We start from the raw sequence: 17,201 nt of genomic DNA on the forward strand, positions 1-17,201 counted from the left end.
CCGCCGCCGCCACCGGCGTCGTCAACAGCGCCGGTGACGGGCACGACGACGGCCCCTCCTTCCGCCCGGACCGCACCGCCGGTTCCCGCCCCCTCAGCACCGTCAGCGTCCACGGATGCCACCACCTCCATGGTGTTCCTGGAGCTCCAAGCGTCCTTGGAAGTGTTCAGCAGGGACCTGATCAGCCAGGGAGCTCCGGCGGTACTGATTGAGGCGCGCTCCGGCCAGCAAAGCTGGGCGTATGCGGCAGGGGTCCGCAGCCTCGAAGATGGCCGGCCGGTGGAGTCCGCCGATCCGATCGTTGTGGGCGGGGTGCTCCGGAGCATGCTTGCCGTGTCCGTCCTGAATTTGGTCGAGGAAGGCAAGGCGGCCCTCGATGTCCCCGTCAGCGCCTACGTGCCGGACCTTGCCGATCAGGTGGCCGCGGGCAGTGACGGTCCCGTGGGAGAGGTTTCCCTCCGCAGGCTGTTGGCCGACCCGTCGGGCCTTGATTCGAGCCGATGGGCGGACACGGTGCTCACCCGTGTGGTGGAGCGGCTCAGGGGAGCAGCCCTCGCCGATGTGCTCCGCCGCGAGGTGTGGGGTCCCCTTGGGCTGGGATCCATGGCTCTCCTGGAAGACGCCGGGGCCATTCCCAACCTCGTCCACGGGTATGCCTCCATCGACGGCGGGACCGTGGACATCACAGAGACCCCATTAGCGTCAGGCCAGTCGCCGCCACGGCTGGTGTCCTCGGCGGTGGACGTGAACACCTTCCAGGCTGCCCTCCTCGCCGGGCGCCTGCTGGCACCGTCCAGCCTGCTCCTGATGAAGGGCGTGGTGTCGGCTGACTATGGGCTGGGACTGGACCAATGGGATGACAGGTGCACCAACGGAAACTACTACGGCCATGCCGGCGACCTTCCCGGCTTCGGAACCATCACCATGAGCAGCGCGGACGGAAACCGCCAGCTCACAATCGCGGTTGCCTCTCCGCCGGAACCCATCAGCGGCGAGCCCTCGGCACTCGCCCTTGAACTGACCAACGTCGCCCAGGTGGTCCTTAACGGAAGCTGCCGTTTCCGCTTTGGCTAGTGGCGGCGTCGTCCTATTCGAAGCGGGACGGGTCGCCGGTGCCGCGGCGGACCACCTCGGCCACGCCGCTGGAGAAGTCGATCACCGTTGTGGGTTCTGAGCCGGTGTCTCCCGAGTCGATGACGGCATCCACCTCGTTGTCCAGGCGCTCCTTGATCTCCCAGCCCTGCGTCAACGGTTCTTCCTCGTCAGGCAACAGGAGCGTGCTGGACAGGAGCGGCTCGCCCAGCTCGGCGAGGATTGCCTGGACCACCTTGTGGTCCGGAATACGCACGCCCACTGTTTTCTTCTTCGGGTGGAGCAGGCGCTTGGGTACTTCCCTTGTGGCGGGAAGGATGAACGTGTAGCTGCCCGGGGTCACGGCCTTGATGGCGCGGAAGACGTCGTTGTCCAGCATCACGAACTGGCCCAGCTGGGCAAAATCCTTGCAGACCAGCGTGAAATGGTGCTTGTCGTCCAGCTGCCGGATCGCCCTGATCCGGTCCAGGGCTTCGCGGTTCCCGATCTGTGCTCCCAACGCGTAGCAGGAATCGGTGGGGTAGGCGATCAGCCCGCCGTCCTGCAGCATGTTCACCACTTGGCCGATGGCCCGGGGCTGGGGATCTACAGGGTGCACGTCAAAGAATCTGGCCATGGGACGAGCCTACGCCAAAGCTAGGAAAGGACGTCCTTGGTGGAGAACTTCGCGTATGCCAAGGCACCGCACACAACCACGTAACCGGCCTGGAGGAGTGCGTTGTCAGCAAAGGAGTCCCACGCTATGGGTTGCCGCAGCAGGTCGGCAAACCCGAGCCAATGGTGGCTGAACAACCACGGATGCAGCCACTCGAGCTGGGGGAGATTGTCCAGTACCTGCGAGACGACGGCCAGGACGATTGTGGCAGCCATGGCACCTACCGGCACGTCCGTGAACGTGGAGATCAGCAGTCCGATCGCGGACAGGCCCAACAGCGAGACCGTGATGTAGGCGGCGATCAGCAACGACCTCACCACGGATTCGCCCACGCTGATGGTGTCGCCGGACAACAGCGTCACAGGACCGATCGGAAAGAGCACGACGCCGGCCAGGGCACCCGCAGCGGCGACGGTTGCCGTGGCGGCGAAACAGAAAGCGACGGCCCCGGCGTACTTGACCAGGAGAAGCCGTATCCGGCCGGCCGGTGCCAGCAGCAGGTACCTCAGGGTGCCGAGGTTGGCTTCGCCCGCAATGGTGTCGCCGGCTACCACGCCCACGGTCAGCGGGAGGAACAGCGGGACGCACACCACCAGTGCCGTCACCGCCACGAACAGGCCGTTCTGGCTCACCCGGTCAAGGAACAAGGGGCCACGGCCGGGCGGCACTTGACGCGAGGAGAGCTTCACCGCCACGGCTATCAGGATGGGCACTGCGGCCAGCGCCAACAGCATCGCCCACGTGCGGAGCCTGCGGAAAAGGACAGCCACTTCGGAGCCCAGGAGGCGCCAACCCACTCCAGGGCGGACGGATGGCTCGGAAACAGTGTCAGCCGACAACGTCGAACCCCTCTCCGGTCAGTGACACGTATCGATCTTCCAGGCTGGCATTCTCCACGGAGAAGCCACGCACGCGGACCCCGTCGCCAACCAAGGCAGCGACGATCGCCTCAGGTGCCATTCCGTCGAGGCCGCCACCCAGGACAGTGCCCGGCGTTGGTGCCGGGCCGGGGACCAGCCCCAGGCGGGCCAGGACACGGGTGGCAGGTTCGACGTCGGGCGTCGTCACCAGGACGGTGGACTGGCCCGTGGCGCGCAGCTCGTCCAACGGGCCCTGGGCCACGAGCCGGCCGGCGCTCATGATGCCCACATGGGTGCACATGTGTTCCACCTCGGCCAACAGGTGGCTGGACACGAAAACCGTGGTGCCACCTGCTGCCAGGGACCGCACCAGGTTGCGGACTTCGCGGGTGCCCTGGGGATCCAGGCCATTGGTGGGTTCGTCCAGGACCAGGAGCCTGCGCGGCCGGAGGATGGCGTTGGCCAGTCCAAGGCGTTGCTTCATGCCCAGGGAGTAGGCCCGCACCTTCTTTCCCGCGGCGTGGCCCAGGCCCACCCGTTCCAGGGCATCATCCACGCGCTGGCGGCGTGTTGCGGGTGGGGCATGCCTGTCCGCGGCATCGAGCCTCAGCAGGTTTCCCACGCCGGTCAGGAACGGATAGAAGCCCGGCCCTTCCACCAACGCGCCAACATCCGGCAGCACCTCGGAAAGGCTCCGGGGCATGTCCCGCCCCAGGACCTTGATGGTGCCCGCATCAGCCGAAACCAGGCCCAGGAGCATGCGGATGGTGGTGGTCTTCCCGGATCCGTTTGGACCCAGGAAACCGAAGACGGAACCACGGGGTACTGCCAAGGCAATGCCATCCACGGCAGCGCGGTGGCCGAAGCGTTTGGCTAGTCCCAGTGTCTCCAGGGCGAGCTCGGTGCTGTCCCCGCCGGGCGATTCCGTGGCACGGAGCCCCTCAGCCGGCGGCAGCGGCTGACTCAAGTCGGTCCAAGGGAACCATGCCCGCAAGCACGCGGCCGTCGTCGAGAATCAGCACGCTGGCCAGCGAAGTGGTCAACGCCCGTCCACCGGAAACCGGCTGGAGCAGTTGGCTGAGTTGCGGGTTGCTTGTGAGTTCCGCGGGTGCGGAACCCGCCGGCAAGGTTGCTATGGCGTCCCAGCCCTTGCCGGTCACCGCCGGACGGGCATGGGGCGACGGGTTCGCTGGATCTGCGCCCGGGGCCGGAACCGCTTCTTGGGGTGCCGGAACGGCCGGTACCGGGAGGGCGGGCTTGGCGGGGAACGCCTTCTCTGTCACGCTCGCCCCGGCTGGCAGCGTGAAGGTGAACAACGACGCATCCGGGGTGGCCAGGTTCAGGTCCGTGTAAGCGAGGGAGTAGGCAGGTTCCGCCTGTCCTTTGGCTCGCACGGTGACGCCGAGCGGCAGGCCTGTTTCAGCATCGACGCTGAGGGACACCGATTCCACCAGGGTTCCCTCGCTGCGCGGAGTCAACGTCAGGCTATAGGCGCTTCGACCGGCAACGGTTGCCGACTGGCCCACCGTCACGTCCGTGGTGGAGTCAATGGCCGCCAGGAAGCGGGTGGCGAGGGCCTCGGGGGTTGCGGCCAAGGGTCGGGGAATCTCCGAAGGCATGCTTCCCGCGCCGGGCCGTGGCGGCAACGCGGCATGCACCACGCTGTTGTCGGTCGAGTTGTAGTACCAGGCATCGCTTGCGTTGACCACAACGTCACGTTCGGCCAGTTGGTCCAGGATCTGTATGCGTGCCTTGCCGGGCGCATCGAGGTAGACGCGGGCCGTGTGCGTGCCGGTCAGGAACTCCAGGGGTGAGCCGGTGCCGGGCCCGCCGCCGGTGCCGGACAGATCCGGCAAACCAAGGTTTGCTTCCTGGGACACCGTCCCGGATAGCGACCGCACGTTGCTGTTGGCGATCATGACCATGAGGTCCTGGGCCGTCTTGGGCGGCAGGGACGGGGCCGCGCCTGCCTGGATGGAACCCACCAGGATTCCGGCGATCAGCACAAGCGGCACCAAGAGGGCCGGCAGCCACCGTTGCTTAACCCGTCCCATTGCTACCGACCACCGTCCGTGAGAGGCATGTTTCCAGACTACTCCGGTTGACTGCCTGCATCACGGGTGGACGGTAGCTGGAAAACCCAGCGGATCTTGCGCCACCGGCGGGGGCTACCAGGTTTCGGTGACCTTCAGCAGTCCCCGCGGCGCGTCAGTATTGTTGCCACGCTCCACGGAATGGAGGAGGTCCGCTCCGGAGAACGCATGCGCCGGAAGGTAGGAGGTCTCCGTGAGCTTGAGGGCGTGGGGTCACGCCTGAAGGAGTTCGACTGCAAGCCGCACTGCACCGCGTACCGGCGAGTCGGTGAGGATGCGGACGGCCGACGGGTCCTCCAGTTCCACCTTCCGCGCGACGGCCCCGGCCAGTTGTTGTTGGTTGACCAGCAAACCTCCGGCCATCACCAATGGCAGGTCGAGGCCGAGTTCACCCAGCACCTGGCGCGCCATGGTCGCAAGTGAGTGGGCCGCCTCCGCCTGGATGCGCAGGGCGGCCGGATCGCCGTCCACTGCCAGTTCCAGGACCAGTGGAGCGAGGCTTGCCCAGTGGTCGGGCTCGGGTTTCGCGTAGAAGAAGTCCATCAACTGCAAGGCATCACCGCTGCCCGTGGCTGCCAGGAGTGCCTGCACCAAAGTTCCCGGTTCCAGCCCCGCGTAGTGCTCGCGGAGGGCCTCCCTGACGGCATCCCGGACCACGGAGTAGCCGCCCCCCTCGTCGCCCAGCAAGTAGCCGAAGCCGCCGCTGCGGGCCTCCCGGCCTTCGCGGCTCCGGCCCCAGGCCACCGAGCCCGTTCCGGCAACCAGCACGGCTCCGGCGTCGAGGCCAGCCGCGGCGAGGATGATGCGGGTGTCATGGACCACGTCGATCCTGGCACCCGGGAAGTGCTCGGCCAGGAGCCCCGAAAGCACCGCGCGACTGGCGGGCGTATCGGCACCTGCTGCTCCCGCGCACACCGCGCGGACCTCGCCGCCTGCGGCTCCCGCGATCCGGCGCAGGACGGCGTCCACGCCGTGGAGTCCAACGGACGAGAGGTTGGCGCTGGACTCAGTGATTTCCGGAAGGTCAACGCCGTCGTCGTCGCCGGCATTGTCCAGCTCTGCGCGCAGGGCATGTGTCCGGGATCCGCCGATGTGCAGGCCGAGGACGGCGGGGCTCATTCGCCTGCCGCCTGGAACGCGGGGGCTTCGAGGGAGCTCGGGACTTCGAGGTAGCAAGGGCGGTGCGTGGCGAACTTCATGGGACGATCCTTCCGCTTCAGGCCAACTCGGACTAGATTGGCATAGACCAATATTTGTGTCTACAAGTAGGATGTCCAACATGTCCACAGATGTCGCGCCGGGTGCTCCAAAGTATTACGTCCTCAAGACCGAGGTCCTGGCGCTCATCTCAGGACTCCAGCCGGGCACCCTCATCCCCACTGAACGGGCACTCGCTGAGACGTATAAGACTTCACGCACCACCGTCCGGCAGGCCATCAGCGAGCTTGTGGCTGAAGGCAAGCTTGGCCGGGTCCAGGGCCGCGGAACGTTTGTGGCGCCTCCGAAAATGACGCATGTCCGCCAATTGACGTCATTTTCGGACGATGCCCGCAGCCAAGGGCTCCGCCCCGACTCAAAGCTCCTGGCGCTGGCGGTAGTGAACGCGGACGCCGAGGTGGCGGCCCACTTGGGGCTGGAGCAAGGAGATCCCGTGACGCGGCTGGAGCGGATCCGGCTTATCGACGGCGAACCGCTGGCGCACGAGGTTGCCTGGCTTCCCGGGCGGCTTCCCCGGTTCAAGGCCAACCTGTCAAAGGCGGGTTCGCTGTACGCGGCTCTGGCCGATGCGTACGGCATCCGGATTTCCGACGTCGAGGACACCGTGGAAACCGCCCTCGCCGGGCCTGGCGACGTGCAGTTGCTCGGCATCGAAATGGGTGCGCCCCTGTTGGTGGTCCACCGTCTGGGCCGGGATGCCGAGGGCCGGCCGGTGGAATGGACCCGCAGCGCGTTCCGCGGGGACCGGTTCAAGTTTGTCTCGCGGGTCCAGGCGGACCGCGGGGAGTAGGCCGGAAGCCGTCCACGTCATAGTCTGGGGCGAGCTACCAGGAGGCATCGTGGCCAATTCGCCCACCGGAGAGTCCGTGATCAGAAGAGTGGTACGTCTGGTCGAAGCGTTCGACGACGAGCACCGCACCATGAGCGTCGCTGCCTTGTCGCGCCGATCCGGCCTCCCGGTGAGTACCACGTACCGATTGGTCGGTGAACTGCTCGCCGAAGGGCTCTTGGAACGGGAGCCAAATTCGGAAGTAAGGATCGGGACCAAGCTGTGGGAACTCGTCTCCCGCAGTTCCCGCATGGTGGGCCTGCGGGAAGCCGCGCTGCCCTTCATGGAGGACGTACAGTCGGTAGTCCAGCACTCCACAACCCTGGGCATCCTCGATTCCGGCGAAGTTCTGTACATTGAGCGGATCGGTTCCCGGGAATCGATGGTGGACATTACCAAAGTGGCCGGTCGGCTCCCTGTCCACGGGACCTCCTCCGGCCTGGTCTTGCTGGCCCATTCCCCGGCCGCCTACCAGGAACTGTTTCTGTCACGACCTTTGCAGAAATTCACGGATTCAACATTGACTGATCCCCCTGAGTTACGGCGGCACCTGGCCCAGATCAGGCACCGTGGGTTCGCCGTCATGCCAGGAATCATCGTCCCGGAATCCAGTGGCATCGCCGTGCCCGTTTTTGGGCGGTCCAACACCGTGGTTGCCGCGCTCAGCGTCGTGGTGCCCAGGAATGAGGAGAATGCGCCCGTGCGTGTTCCCGTCCTCATGACGGCTGCCCGCGGTATCTCCCGCGCCCTCGGATGGCGGGGAGAGCTGAAAGGCGCGCTTCGGCAAAGCAACGGACAGGCCTGATTCCCGTTCATCGGTAATGCTGTGGTTCCACCCACACTGAAGCTGCCAGAGTGGAAACAAGCGCCGGGCAACTCGCCCACCAACCCTTCCTGGCAATACCTGCCTTGATGCGTGCTGCCCTGCGCCGACAGCAAGGTTCTACCTGCCGCAAGGACGCGGCAAGCAAGGAGAAGGACGTGCCCACAGTATCCAGCCCCGGCCAGGAGACCGCGGCAGAAGCAGGAAGCACACATTCCCCAAGACAGCAGCGCGTCGCGGGGAAAGTCGCAATCGTGACCGGCGGTAGGGGAGACCTGGGCAGTGCGACTGTCCGTCTGCTGGCGGCCCAGGGTGCGCGGGTGGCCAGCCTGGACCGGAAGGGTACCGCAGCTGCCGTCGCCCACCCCTCGGTGACTGAATACGACGTTGACGTTACCGACGAGGCCAGCATCGCCGACGTTGTCCAACAAGTGACCCGGAACTTCGGCGGTACGGACATCCTGGTCAACGCAGCGGGCATCATCGGTCCCGCGGGCGCCAGCCACACGGCATCCACGGCGGACTTCGACCTCCTCTTTGATGTCAACGTCAAAGGGGTCTGGCTGATGACCAAGCACGTGGTCCCCTTGATGCTGGAGAGGAAGGCCGGGAGCATCATCAACTTCTCCTCGATCCACGGGATCACCGGTGGCCGCAACGTGCCCTTGTACCACGCCACGAAAGGCGCGGTTCGCCTCCTCAGCAAGTCCGATGCCGCCGCCTACGGTTCCCACGGCATCCGCGTCAATTCCATCCACCCCGGATCCATGAACACCCGGATGAGCCGGCGCTCGGCCGAACAATCGGACATCGGACCCGAGGCCTACTACAAGCAACTCGTGGGTGGGAACCCGGTGCCCCGCCAGGGTGAGCCGGAGGAAATCGCCTACGGCGTGCTGTACCTGGCCTCCGACGAATCGCGTTTCACCACGGGATCGGAGCTTGTCATTGATGGCGGCTACACGGCTGTCTAACGCCCCCGCCCCTACGGACGACCAAGCAAAAGACCTGGAAAGGTTCCCCATGAAATACCTGAACGGCACTCCATCAAATACCTTCGACGTCGTGGTTGCAGGTTCCGGAGCCGGCGCTTTGACGGCGGCCGCGACCGCAGCGCGCGCCGGAAAATCCGTCGTCGTGCTGGAAAAGACCGACCTCCTTGGCGGCACGTCGGCAGTGTCCGGCGGCATGCTGTGGGTGGCGGACAATCACCACGCCCGCGAAGCCGGCCTCACCGACTCCAAGGAGGCGGCGGCGCAGTACGTCAGGGCCGTCGCCCGGGGCAGGGGCCGGGACGAACTCCTGGACGCCGCGCTGAACCATGGCGACACCATGCTTCGCTTCGCCGAGGAAGAATGCGGCGTGCGTTTCATCTTCTTGAACAACTTCCCCGACTATCGCCAGGACCTGCCCGGTGCAGTGGACGGTGGCCGGACCGTTGAGCCGGATCTGTTCAATGCCCGCGAGGCCCTCGGTGACCTCGCCCCGCACGTCCGGTCGGATGGCCGTGCTCCCTTCACCATGCAGGAATACGAGACCTGGGGCGCGTTCACCAAGTTCCCCTGGGCGGAACTTGCAGAGCGCCAGGAGCAGGGACTGGTTGCGAAGGGCCACGCCCTGGTGGCTATGCTCCTGGCCAGCCTCCTCCGGGACGGTGCGGCACTGGTCACCGGGGCCCGCGGGCAGAGGCTGCTGTACGACGGCGGCAGGGTAGTGGGCGTCGAGCTCGCCTCGGGCGAGACTTTTCACGCGAACGACGGCGTGGTGCTCGCCACAGGAGGGTTCGAGTGGGACAAAGCATTGGCCGACTCACTCCTGGCATCCCGGCTCTACGTGATGTGCTCGCCACCGTCCAACACTGGCGACGGCCTCAAGATGGCACAACGCATCGGGGCGCAGACCCGTGGAACGCGCGAGGCCTGGTGGGCGCCGATGGCTATCACCGGAGACACCAGGGACGGCCAGCCGGTGGGCACGCTGCTCCGTTTCGAGCGGCAAGGGCCAGGATCCCTGATGGTCAACCGCCATGGGCGCAGGTTCGCCAACGAATCCCAGAACTACAACGATCTGGCCCGCTGCCTGCAGTCCTGGGACTCGCCAAACAACCAGACACTCAACACCCCTGCCCACGTGGTCTTCGACCACAGCTACCTGGAACGCTACGGAATCCTCGCCCACCGGGCGGGCCAACCCACTCCCGGCTACCTCATCGAGGCCCCCACGCTCGAAGAACTGGCTGTGAAGATCGGAGTTCCCGCGGAGAACCTCAAGGCCACCGTGGAGCGCTTCAACACCTTTGCGGTCAAAGGCGAAGATCCTGATTTTGGGCGCGGCCAGAGCAAATACGACCAGTATTGGGGAGACGACGCCTGCCCTTGGCCCAATCCGTCGCTTGGCCCGCTGCACAAGGGTCCGTTCTACGCACTGGAAGTGGTCAATGGCGCCTTCGGGAGCAACGGTGGCGTGGCAACGGACGGCCTGGCCCGCGTCCTGGACGTGGACGGACAACCCATTGCCGGCCTGTTCGCGGCCGGCAACACCGCAGAGAATGCCTACGCCGCAGGCTACCCGGGCGCCGGGGCGACCTTGGGACCGATCATGACCATGGGCTACCTGGCCGGCCGCACCGTGTCCGGCCAGCCCGCGGCCTACACCCCCGTTGCGGCCGGAGTCGGCGGATGATCCGCCACACTGTCCTGTTCAAGTTCAGGCCCGGCTTTCCTCCAGCAGACATGGCTGCGTGGATCGCAGGCCTGGACCGGATGCGTGGAACCATTCCGGGGATGCTGCACCTGACCCACGGACCCGATGTCCTCGGGAACGAGCGGTCCTTCGACTACGCGATTGTGGCCGACTTCAACACTGTCGAGGACATCGGGGTGTACAACAGCCACCCCCTCCACGAACCACTCAAGAAATATTCGTTTCCCAACAGCGAGCAGATCATCGCCGTTGACTTCCACTTGTAAGCAGGACAACGCCGTCCAAGGAGAGATCCACATGCAAAGCACCACCACGCAGTCATCACGGCCGCGAAAGACACCCCGGAAAGCTGCCCTCGCCTCGTTCCTGGGCAGCACGCTTGAGTACTACGACTTCTTTATCTATGGCTCGGCGGCGGCCCTCGTTTTCGGGCCCCTGTTCTTCCCCTCGGAGGATCCCACCGTAGGCCTGGTGGGTGCCTTCGCCACGTTCGGCGTTGCCTACGTCGCGCGGCCCGTCGGAGGTCTGGTCATGGGCCACTTCGGCGACAAACTGGGCCGGAAGAAGATCCTGCTCATCACGCTCGGCGTGATGGGGCTGGCCTCACTGGGAATTGGTTTCCTTCCCAGCTATGACCAGATCGGCATCTGGGCGCCTGTTTTGCTGGTCATCGGACGGCTCGCCCAGGGTTTCTCGGCCGGAGCGGAATCCGCCGGAGCCTCCACCCTGACCCTTGAGCATTCCCCCGACGGGCGGCGCGGCTTCTTCACGAGCTTCGTCATGACCGGGTATGCCTCGGGAATGGTGCTGGCAACCCTGGTGTTCATCCCTGTGGCCGCACTGCCGGCGGAATCGTTGATGACGTGGGGATGGCGGATCCCGTTCTGGCTGTCCATCGTTGTCCTCGCCATCGCCTATTGGGTCAGGACCCACCTTGACGAGACCCCGGTCTTCGACGAGGCAAAAGAGCGTTGCGCCGTCACCAGGCTGCCGCTTCGGGACGTCTTGCGGTTCCAGTGGGCGGATGTGCTCCGTGTTGTTGGGATGTCCATCATGTCCGTCATGCAGACCATCTTCACGGTGTTCGGCCTCGCGTACGCGACGGGTTCAGTGGGCTTCGACAAGGCGTCCATCCTGACCGTCAACGCGGTCGCCATCGGCCTGTCGATGTTCGTGATGCCTCTGGTGGCGAAGCTTTCGGACGCCGTTGGGCGCAGGCCCCTGCTCCTGACGGCGGCAATCGGGTGTTCCGTCACGATCTTTGCCTATTTCGGCGCGTTGTCCACCGGAAACATCGTCCTCGTCTTCGCCGCAGCTTTCGTCAACATGACGTTGTTGTACTCGTGCTTCAACGGCATCTGGCCAGCGTATTTCGCGGAGTTGTTCGCGGCGCCTGTCCGCTACACGGGCATGGCCCTGGGCAACCAACTCGGCTTGGTCGTAGCGGGATTTGGTCCACTGATCGCGGGCCTCCTGCTCGGCAAGGGCGCCGACGGATGGCTTCCCGTCGCATGGTTCGCGGTTCTTTGCATGGGCTTGGCTGCTGTCTCCGTCTTCCTCTCCCGCGAAACAGCCAGGACCCCCATCGGGCAACTCGGGGAACCTTACCTGCGGGGTATTGCCGGGCAGAACCAGCAGCAGCCAGGGGAGACTGTCAGCGTCCAGCAGCAAGCGACGCCGTGACGCCCAGGGTGTCCCGCACGAACTCCGCACTGGGCCCTGCATAGGCTTCCACGATCCGGCGAAACAGGGCGGTCCCTTGGGTCCCTGGCCAGTCGTCGGGCAGGAATGTGGATGGCAGGCCGGGGTCGAGGTAGGGAATGATCCGCCAGCGGTCGATGCTTTGGACGTACGTAGCAAACGCCTTCGCTCCGGTATCCACGGCCTCATCAGGGGCGGAGGCGTTGTGCTCACGGAGAAAATCCCGGTGCAATCCGGCCACGGCATCGAGGTCCCACCACTTAGCGGCCGCTTCCTTCGGGGTGACGCCGACCAGCGGAGCCTGCGTCACGAAAAGTGTGGCCATCTCCCGAAGTGCCAAGTCAGCCAGGATTTCCTCCACCTCGTCCCGCAACGTGTCGGGACAGATCCACAGGCCCGCGGCCACAGTGCCGCAGCCAATCCAATGGAGCCGGCGGCGCAACTGGTGGCGTTTCTCCCGTTCGCTTTCCGGGATGGAAAAGGAGACGAGGCACCACGGATCGCCGGGATCCATGGCGCGGGGCGTGAAGATCCGGCGGTCGCCACGGGCCAGCATGGTTGCTGCGCCCTCGGTCAGGGTGAAGCCGGGTGTGCCGTCTCTCGATTCCGAGCGGACCACGTCCTTCTTCCGCAGCCGCCCCAGCGCGGTCCGGGTGACCGTCCCGGACGCTCCCAGGGCTTCCATCAGCAGCACGAGGTCCTTGGTGGACATCCACCCACCGGCCTCGCGCAAGTAGAGTCCGATCACGGTCCGCAACAACGACGTGGTGCTCCCGGGGCGGGAGTCCATGTCGTCGAGGACGGCGCTCACTGCAGTTCAGTCAGGACGTCGCGGATGGCCAGGACGCCGAGTTCGACTTCGGCGTAGCTGGTGCTGAGGGGGGACAGGCCGATGCGGAGGCCGTGCGGGGGACGGAAATCGGGGATGACCCCGCGTTCCCAGAGCCGGGCGGTGACGTCGGCGAAGAGGGGGTGGTCAACGGTGATGTGGGATCCCCGTTCTGCGGGGTCGCGGGGGCTGACGATTTCCGCGCCGAGGGGGACCAGGTACTCTTCGGCCAGTTCGATGGCGTAGTCGGTGAGTTTGATGGATTTTTCCCGGACGGCGTCCATGCCGACCGACGCTATCAGTTCCACCATGTCCTTGAGGGGCTGCATGGCCAGCACTGGCGGGGTTCCGGTGATGAACCGGCGGATTCCCTTGGCCGGTTCGTAGGCCTCGGTCATGCCGAAGGGGTTGGCGGCGCCCATCCAGCCCCAGATGGGTTGCTGCAGAAGGTCTTGGCGGGCGGCGTTCACGTAGGCGAAGGCGGGGGAGCCGGGTCCGCCGTTGAGGTATTTGTAGGTGCAGCCGACGGCGAGGTCGACGTCCCAGGCGTCCAGTTCCAGGGGTACGGAGCCCACGGAGTGGCAGAGGTCCCAGAGCATCAGGGCGCCAGCGTGGTGGACGACGTCGGTGATTGCCTTCGCGTCGGCCAGGAACCCTGAGCGGTAGGCCACATGGCTCAGGACCACGACGGCGGTCCGCTCGCCCAGCAGGCCGTCCAGGTCTGCGGCGCGGACGCCGCTGGCGGGGTTGGGGGCGATCCAGGTGATGGTGGCGCCGCGTTCGGCGGCGATGCCTTCGATGATGAAACGGTCCGTTGGGAAGTTGTCCCGGTCGATGATGATTTCGTTACGGCCGGGCTGGGCGTCCACTGCGGCGCGGATCAATTTGTAGAGCATCACGGACGTTGAATCGCCCACTGTCACTTGGCCGGGGGCGGCGCCGAGGGCCACTTCGCCGATCCGGTCACCGACGCGGGTGGGTTCGTCCATCCACTGTTCGTCCCAGCCGCGGATCAGCCGGCTGCCCCACGCGTCTTCGACGAAGGACTGCAGGGTGGCGGCAGTGGCCTTGAGGGGCCTGCCGAGGGAGTTCCCGTCGAGGTAGGAGGTGAGTTGACCGGCGTCGGGAGTGTAGAAGGCCTCACGCTGGGCTGCGAGGGGATCGTTTGCGTCCAGTTCCGCGGACGCGGGCGGCCGGGTTTGCTGTGTGCTCATGGTTGCTCCTGCTGGGTGGGGCCGGAAAAGGGTCAGTTGCCGATCTCGGTGCGGACGGCGTACAGCTCGGGGAAGAAGGTCAGGTCCAGCGCGCGTTTGAGGAAGTCGACGCCCGAGGAGCCACCGGTTCCCACTTTGAAGCCGATGGTCCGCTGGACCGTGCGAAGGTGGCGGAAGCGCCAGGCCTGGAAGTTGTCTTCGACGTCCACCAGGTCCTCGCAGGCCTCGTACAGGCCCCACGGCGTGTCATCGGATTCGTAGATCTTCTGGAAAATGGGAACCAGGTCCTTGCGGTAGGACCACGGTTCGCTGGTGTCCCGGTCCAGGATGTCGGCAGGAATGTCGTAGTCGGCGCGGGCCAGGACGCGGAGGAAGGAGTCGTAGAGTGTGTGCTCGGTCAACAGCGCGCTCAGCAGGGCGTGAGCCTCGGGATCGCTTTCGAAGACCCGCAGCATGCCCCGGTTCTTGTTGCCGAGGAGGAACTCCACTGCCCGGTATTGGTAGGACTGGAAGCCGGAGGAACTTCCCAGGAAGCCACGGAATTGCGCGTATTCGCGGGGTGTGAGTGTGCCGAGCACGGACCATTGCTCAGTCATGGTGCGTTGAATGGCCTTCACCCTGGCGATGCACTTCAAGGCCTTCCCAAGGTTGTCCTGGTCGAAGAGGCGGCGGGCTTCCAACAGTTCGTGGAGCACCAGCTTGAGCCACAGCTCACTGGTCTGGTGCTGGATGATGAACAGCAATTCGTCATGGTGCTCCGGCTGGCTCAGCGGATGCTGGGAGCTCAGCAGCCGGTCCAGGCCCAGGTACCCGCCATAGGACATCGCATGCCGGAAATCCGTGCGCACCGTCTCCTCGATGGGGCGGACGCTTCGGTGCGAATGGGCGTTCGGCGACTCTGCCGCAGGCTTTTCCATGTCTCCAGAATATCATTCACATGACGCACGTCAAGGAATTGATTTGGGCCGTTTTTCCGTCCGGAACGCGTGCCGTACGCTGAACGTGAACCTTTGGGGAAGGGAGAACGATGCCGATGTCCATTGTGCCCGTATCCATTTATCTGGACGTCGACGGCGTGGTGAATCCGTTCAGTCCGCTGGGCGTCACAGACTGGGGCGGCGAGTGGCACATAGCCGATGCCGGCATTCTTGACGTCGCCTATGCTCCCGGGCTGGTTGCCGAACTCAACCTCATCGCCGAGCATCCGGCAGCGCGCTTTGTGTGGCTCACCACGTGGGAGCGGCTCGCTCCGGAGTTCCTGTGCCCCGCAATCGGCCTCAATGGCCAGGAGTGGCCCGTTCTTTCCAGTGAGGGTTGGGATGCGGGCCCTGAATGGTGGAAATTGACGGCCCTCCAGAAGGATCTCGCCACTTCCGGGGCCGAACGGTTCATTTGGCTCGATGACCAACTCGGGCAGGAGGCGGAAGCGCAGTCCTGGGCGGATTACCAGCGGGACCGTGTGCTGTGTATCTCACCGGATCCCCGGCGAGGGCTTTCCCGGCGCGACCTGGCGGCGGTCAGGTCATTTTTGGGCTGAGGACGCCCGGGATTCGTTTGTCCCCCCCGGGGGCTGGCACGTAGGATTCTTAAGGTTTCAAGCCCGCCGTGAAGAATTCGGCAAGTCCAGTGAGTGAACATCTGCTGAACTATGCTGTGCGTGGCAGGTACGGGGAAGTGAAACTGCTGAACGTCGACTCTGCAGATTGGGCAACAGGTGGAAATCACCTTCATGGTCGCGCTGGTAATAGCGTTGGCCCTTTTCTTTGACTTCACCAACGGGTTTCACGACACAGCCAATGCGATGGCCACGCCCATCGCCACGGGGGCGATCAAGCCCAAGACGGCAGTTGCCTTGGCGGCCGTCCTCAATCTGGTGGGCGCCTTCCTCTCGACGGAGGTAGCCAAGACCATCTCCGGCGGCCTCATCCGGGAAGGATCCGACGGTATCCATATCACCCCGGACATTATCTTCGCGGGGCTCATGGGCGCTGTCCTGTGGAACATGGTCACGTGGCTGAAGGGCCTCCCGTCCAGTTCCTCCCACGCACTCTTCGGTGGCCTCATTGGTGCTGCAGTGGTGGGCATTGGCCTGCATTCGATCAATTTTGAGACCGTGCTCCTCAAGGTCATCCTTCCGGCCGTTTTCGCCCCGTTGATCGCCGGTGTAGTGGCCTACATTTGTACCCGCCTCGCCTATGCGCTGACCTCGCGCCACGATCCCGAAACGGGGGACAAGCTCACCCAGAAACGCGGCGGATTCAGGACCGGCCAAATCTTCACCTCCAGCCTGGTGGCGTTGGCGCACGGCACCAATGACGCACAGAAGACCATGGGCATCATCACCTTGGTCCTCATCGCCGCGGGCACCCAGGCCCCGGGCTCAGGACCACAGTTCTGGGTGATCGCAGCCTGTGCCTTCGCGATCGCCATCGGAACGTATGCCGGTGGCTGGCGCATCATCCGCACCATGGGGTCTGGCCTCACCGAGGTGAAGCCGGCCCAGGGCTTCTCGGCCGAAACCAGCACGGCCACGGCAATCCTTGCGTCCTCGCACCTGGGTTTCGCGCTCTCCACCACGCAGGTTGCTTCCGGTTCGGTGATCGGCTCCGGCCTGGGCCGCAAAGGCACCTCGGTGCGGTGGGGCACGGCGGGCAAGATTGCCCTTGGCTGGTTGTTCACACTCCCGGCTGCCGCCATTGTTGGAGCCTTGACCGCGTTGCTGGTCAACATTGGGGTGGTGGGAGTCGTCATTGCGGCCGTGGCAGGAACCGCCGCCGTCCTGTTCATGTTCGTTGCCTCGCGGAAATCCCATGTGGGCCACCACAACGCTGTGGAAGTCGAAGAAGCCGGGTACGCCGTCCGGTTCCGGAAGAAGAAGAAAGCCAAAACCACGATGAACAAGGATATGCAGCGATGAAATGGTTGGAATTGCTGCAGGTTGCCGGCGTAACCCTCGTGGCGGCCGTGACCCTCGTGGTCCTGTACTCCCTGGGTGTGCGCCTGACTGCCATCGCGGGTGACGCACAGCAGAAGTCGCCGATGATTATCAGATCGCTTGCCTACGTTTGCTTCGGGATCTGCGGCCTCGCGGTCCTGTTCGGCATCTACTTGATCGTGCCGTACTTCGGGAAGTAGCCCCCGTACCCCGGTGCCGCTCTGGCAGTAAAGTCCATTCGGGAGAATA

18 protein-coding genes are annotated in these 17,201 nt (G+C 65.1%); 10 read left to right on the top strand and 8 right to left on the bottom strand.

Annotation, left to right across the window (positions count from 1 at the left end):
• Positions 1-33 precede the first annotated feature (33 nt).
• Positions 34-1,074, top strand: a complete 1,041-nt coding sequence (locus ACIPV6_RS02175) for a serine hydrolase domain-containing protein (RefSeq protein ID WP_400269318.1) — start codon at positions 34-36, stop codon at positions 1,072-1,074.
• A 13-nt stretch (positions 1,075-1,087) separates the two neighbouring features.
• Here the strand turns inward: ACIPV6_RS02175 and ACIPV6_RS02180 are convergent, their stop codons facing one another.
• From ACIPV6_RS02180 to ACIPV6_RS02200, 5 genes are all read right to left on the bottom strand, one after another.
• A complete protein-coding gene (locus ACIPV6_RS02180; protein WP_400269319.1) occupies positions 1,088-1,708 on the bottom strand; it encodes an L-threonylcarbamoyladenylate synthase in 621 nt (206 codons plus the stop codon).
• A 20-nt stretch (positions 1,709-1,728) separates the two neighbouring features.
• Entirely contained in the window at positions 1,729-2,481 is a 753-nt protein-coding gene (locus ACIPV6_RS02185) for an ABC transporter permease (protein ID WP_400269516.1), read from the bottom strand.
• 94 nt (positions 2,482-2,575) lie between these two features.
• Complete coding sequence (locus ACIPV6_RS02190) at positions 2,576-3,562, bottom strand: ABC transporter ATP-binding protein (RefSeq protein ID WP_400269517.1); 987 nt, start codon at positions 3,560-3,562, stop codon at positions 2,576-2,578.
• Positions 3,549-4,661: an outer membrane lipoprotein carrier protein LolA gene (locus ACIPV6_RS02195; protein ID WP_400269320.1), complete on the bottom strand. Its 1,113-nt coding sequence runs from the start codon at positions 4,659-4,661 to the stop codon at positions 3,549-3,551. The genes ACIPV6_RS02190 and ACIPV6_RS02195 overlap by 14 nt, the downstream gene beginning before the upstream one ends.
• 252 nt (positions 4,662-4,913) lie before the next feature.
• Positions 4,914-5,819 (bottom strand): N-acetylglucosamine kinase, encoded by a 906-nt coding sequence (locus tag ACIPV6_RS02200; protein WP_400269321.1) that lies wholly within the window; start codon positions 5,817-5,819, stop codon positions 4,914-4,916.
• Between the two features lie 151 nt (positions 5,820-5,970).
• On the opposite strand from ACIPV6_RS02200, the gene ACIPV6_RS02205 reads away from it, so the two are divergent.
• The 6 genes from ACIPV6_RS02205 (at position 5,971) to ACIPV6_RS02230 (ending at position 11,956) form a co-directional block, all read left to right on the top strand.
• Positions 5,971-6,708 carry a GntR family transcriptional regulator gene (locus ACIPV6_RS02205; RefSeq protein ID WP_400269518.1) on the top strand — a complete coding sequence of 246 codons (738 nt, stop codon included), beginning with the start codon at positions 5,971-5,973 and terminating at the stop codon, positions 6,706-6,708.
• Positions 6,709-6,757: 49 nt separating this feature from the next.
• Positions 6,758-7,552, top strand: a complete 795-nt coding sequence (locus ACIPV6_RS02210; RefSeq protein WP_400269322.1) for an IclR family transcriptional regulator — start codon at positions 6,758-6,760, stop codon at positions 7,550-7,552.
• A gap of 176 nt (positions 7,553-7,728) precedes the next feature.
• The gene (locus ACIPV6_RS02215; protein ID WP_400269323.1) at positions 7,729-8,544 is read left to right on the top strand and encodes an SDR family NAD(P)-dependent oxidoreductase; all 816 of its coding nucleotides are present in this window, start codon (positions 7,729-7,731) and stop codon (positions 8,542-8,544) included.
• Between the two features lie 49 nt (positions 8,545-8,593).
• The gene (locus tag ACIPV6_RS02220; RefSeq protein ID WP_400269324.1) at positions 8,594-10,252 is read left to right on the top strand and encodes an FAD-dependent oxidoreductase; all 1,659 of its coding nucleotides are present in this window, start codon (positions 8,594-8,596) and stop codon (positions 10,250-10,252) included.
• On the top strand, positions 10,249-10,539 hold the full coding sequence (locus ACIPV6_RS02225; protein ID WP_400269325.1) for a Dabb family protein: 291 nt from the start codon (positions 10,249-10,251) through the stop codon (positions 10,537-10,539). The genes ACIPV6_RS02220 and ACIPV6_RS02225 overlap by 4 nt, the downstream gene beginning before the upstream one ends.
• A gap of 31 nt (positions 10,540-10,570) precedes the next feature.
• Positions 10,571-11,956, top strand: coding sequence for an MFS transporter (locus ACIPV6_RS02230; protein ID WP_400269326.1), 1,386 nt, complete (start codon positions 10,571-10,573; stop codon positions 11,954-11,956).
• Here ACIPV6_RS02230 and ACIPV6_RS02235 read toward each other — a convergent pair.
• The 3 genes from ACIPV6_RS02235 to kynA are packed head-to-tail and all read right to left on the bottom strand — an operon-like array spanning position 11,928 to position 14,934.
• Positions 11,928-12,785 (bottom strand): PaaX family transcriptional regulator C-terminal domain-containing protein, encoded by an 858-nt coding sequence (locus ACIPV6_RS02235; protein ID WP_400269327.1) that lies wholly within the window; start codon positions 12,783-12,785, stop codon positions 11,928-11,930. The genes ACIPV6_RS02230 and ACIPV6_RS02235 overlap by 29 nt on opposite strands.
• Entirely contained in the window at positions 12,782-14,017 is a 1,236-nt protein-coding gene (kynU, locus tag ACIPV6_RS02240) for a kynureninase (protein ID WP_400269328.1), read from the bottom strand. Before kynU ends, ACIPV6_RS02235 begins: the two co-directional genes overlap by 4 nt.
• A gap of 32 nt (positions 14,018-14,049) precedes the next feature.
• Positions 14,050-14,934 carry a tryptophan 2,3-dioxygenase gene (gene kynA / locus ACIPV6_RS02245; RefSeq protein ID WP_400269329.1) on the bottom strand — a complete coding sequence of 295 codons (885 nt, stop codon included), beginning with the start codon at positions 14,932-14,934 and terminating at the stop codon, positions 14,050-14,052.
• Between the two features lie 110 nt (positions 14,935-15,044).
• Between kynA and ACIPV6_RS02250 the strand changes: the two genes are divergently transcribed.
• From ACIPV6_RS02250 to ACIPV6_RS02260, 3 genes are all read left to right on the top strand, one after another.
• Positions 15,045-15,554, top strand: a complete 510-nt coding sequence (locus ACIPV6_RS02250) for an HAD domain-containing protein (protein WP_400269330.1) — start codon at positions 15,045-15,047, stop codon at positions 15,552-15,554.
• 177 nt (positions 15,555-15,731) lie between these two features.
• Positions 15,732-16,934: an anion permease gene (locus ACIPV6_RS02255; protein WP_400269331.1), complete on the top strand. Its 1,203-nt coding sequence runs from the start codon at positions 15,732-15,734 to the stop codon at positions 16,932-16,934.
• Complete coding sequence (locus tag ACIPV6_RS02260; RefSeq protein ID WP_400269332.1) at positions 16,931-17,152, top strand: hypothetical protein; 222 nt, start codon at positions 16,931-16,933, stop codon at positions 17,150-17,152. The genes ACIPV6_RS02255 and ACIPV6_RS02260 overlap by 4 nt, the downstream gene beginning before the upstream one ends.
• Positions 17,153-17,201: the final 49 nt, after the last annotated feature.

Origin of the sequence: Paenarthrobacter sp. NPDC089988, from assembly GCF_044748465.1 — a bacterium.
Lineage (GTDB): Bacteria > Actinomycetota > Actinomycetes > Actinomycetales > Micrococcaceae > Arthrobacter.

Excerpts from the sequence above, each read along its gene's own strand:
- ACIPV6_RS02180 (WP_400269319.1), bottom strand. The coding sequence starts at position 1,708 with ATGGCCAGATTCTTTGACGTGCACCCTGTAGATCCCCAGCCCCGGGCC.
- ACIPV6_RS02185 (WP_400269516.1), bottom strand. The coding sequence starts at position 2,481 with ATGCTGTTGGCGCTGGCCGCAGTGCCCATCCTGATAGCCGTGGCGGTG.
- ACIPV6_RS02195 (WP_400269320.1), bottom strand. The coding sequence starts at position 4,661 with ATGGGACGGGTTAAGCAACGGTGGCTGCCGGCCCTCTTGGTGCCGCTT.
- ACIPV6_RS02200 (WP_400269321.1), bottom strand. The coding sequence starts at position 5,819 with ATGAGCCCCGCCGTCCTCGGCCTGCACATCGGCGGATCCCGGACACAT.
- ACIPV6_RS02205 (WP_400269518.1), top strand. The coding sequence starts at position 5,971 with ATGTCCAACATGTCCACAGATGTCGCGCCGGGTGCTCCAAAGTATTAC.
- ACIPV6_RS02220 (WP_400269324.1), top strand. The coding sequence starts at position 8,594 with ATGAAATACCTGAACGGCACTCCATCAAATACCTTCGACGTCGTGGTT.
- ACIPV6_RS02225 (WP_400269325.1), top strand. The coding sequence starts at position 10,249 with ATGATCCGCCACACTGTCCTGTTCAAGTTCAGGCCCGGCTTTCCTCCA.
- ACIPV6_RS02230 (WP_400269326.1), top strand. The coding sequence starts at position 10,571 with ATGCAAAGCACCACCACGCAGTCATCACGGCCGCGAAAGACACCCCGG.
- kynU (WP_400269328.1), bottom strand. The coding sequence starts at position 14,017 with ATGAGCACACAGCAAACCCGGCCGCCCGCGTCCGCGGAACTGGACGCA.
- kynA (WP_400269329.1), bottom strand. The coding sequence starts at position 14,934 with ATGGAAAAGCCTGCGGCAGAGTCGCCGAACGCCCATTCGCACCGAAGC.
- ACIPV6_RS02250 (WP_400269330.1), top strand. The coding sequence starts at position 15,045 with ATGCCGATGTCCATTGTGCCCGTATCCATTTATCTGGACGTCGACGGC.
- ACIPV6_RS02260 (WP_400269332.1), top strand. The coding sequence starts at position 16,931 with ATGAAATGGTTGGAATTGCTGCAGGTTGCCGGCGTAACCCTCGTGGCG.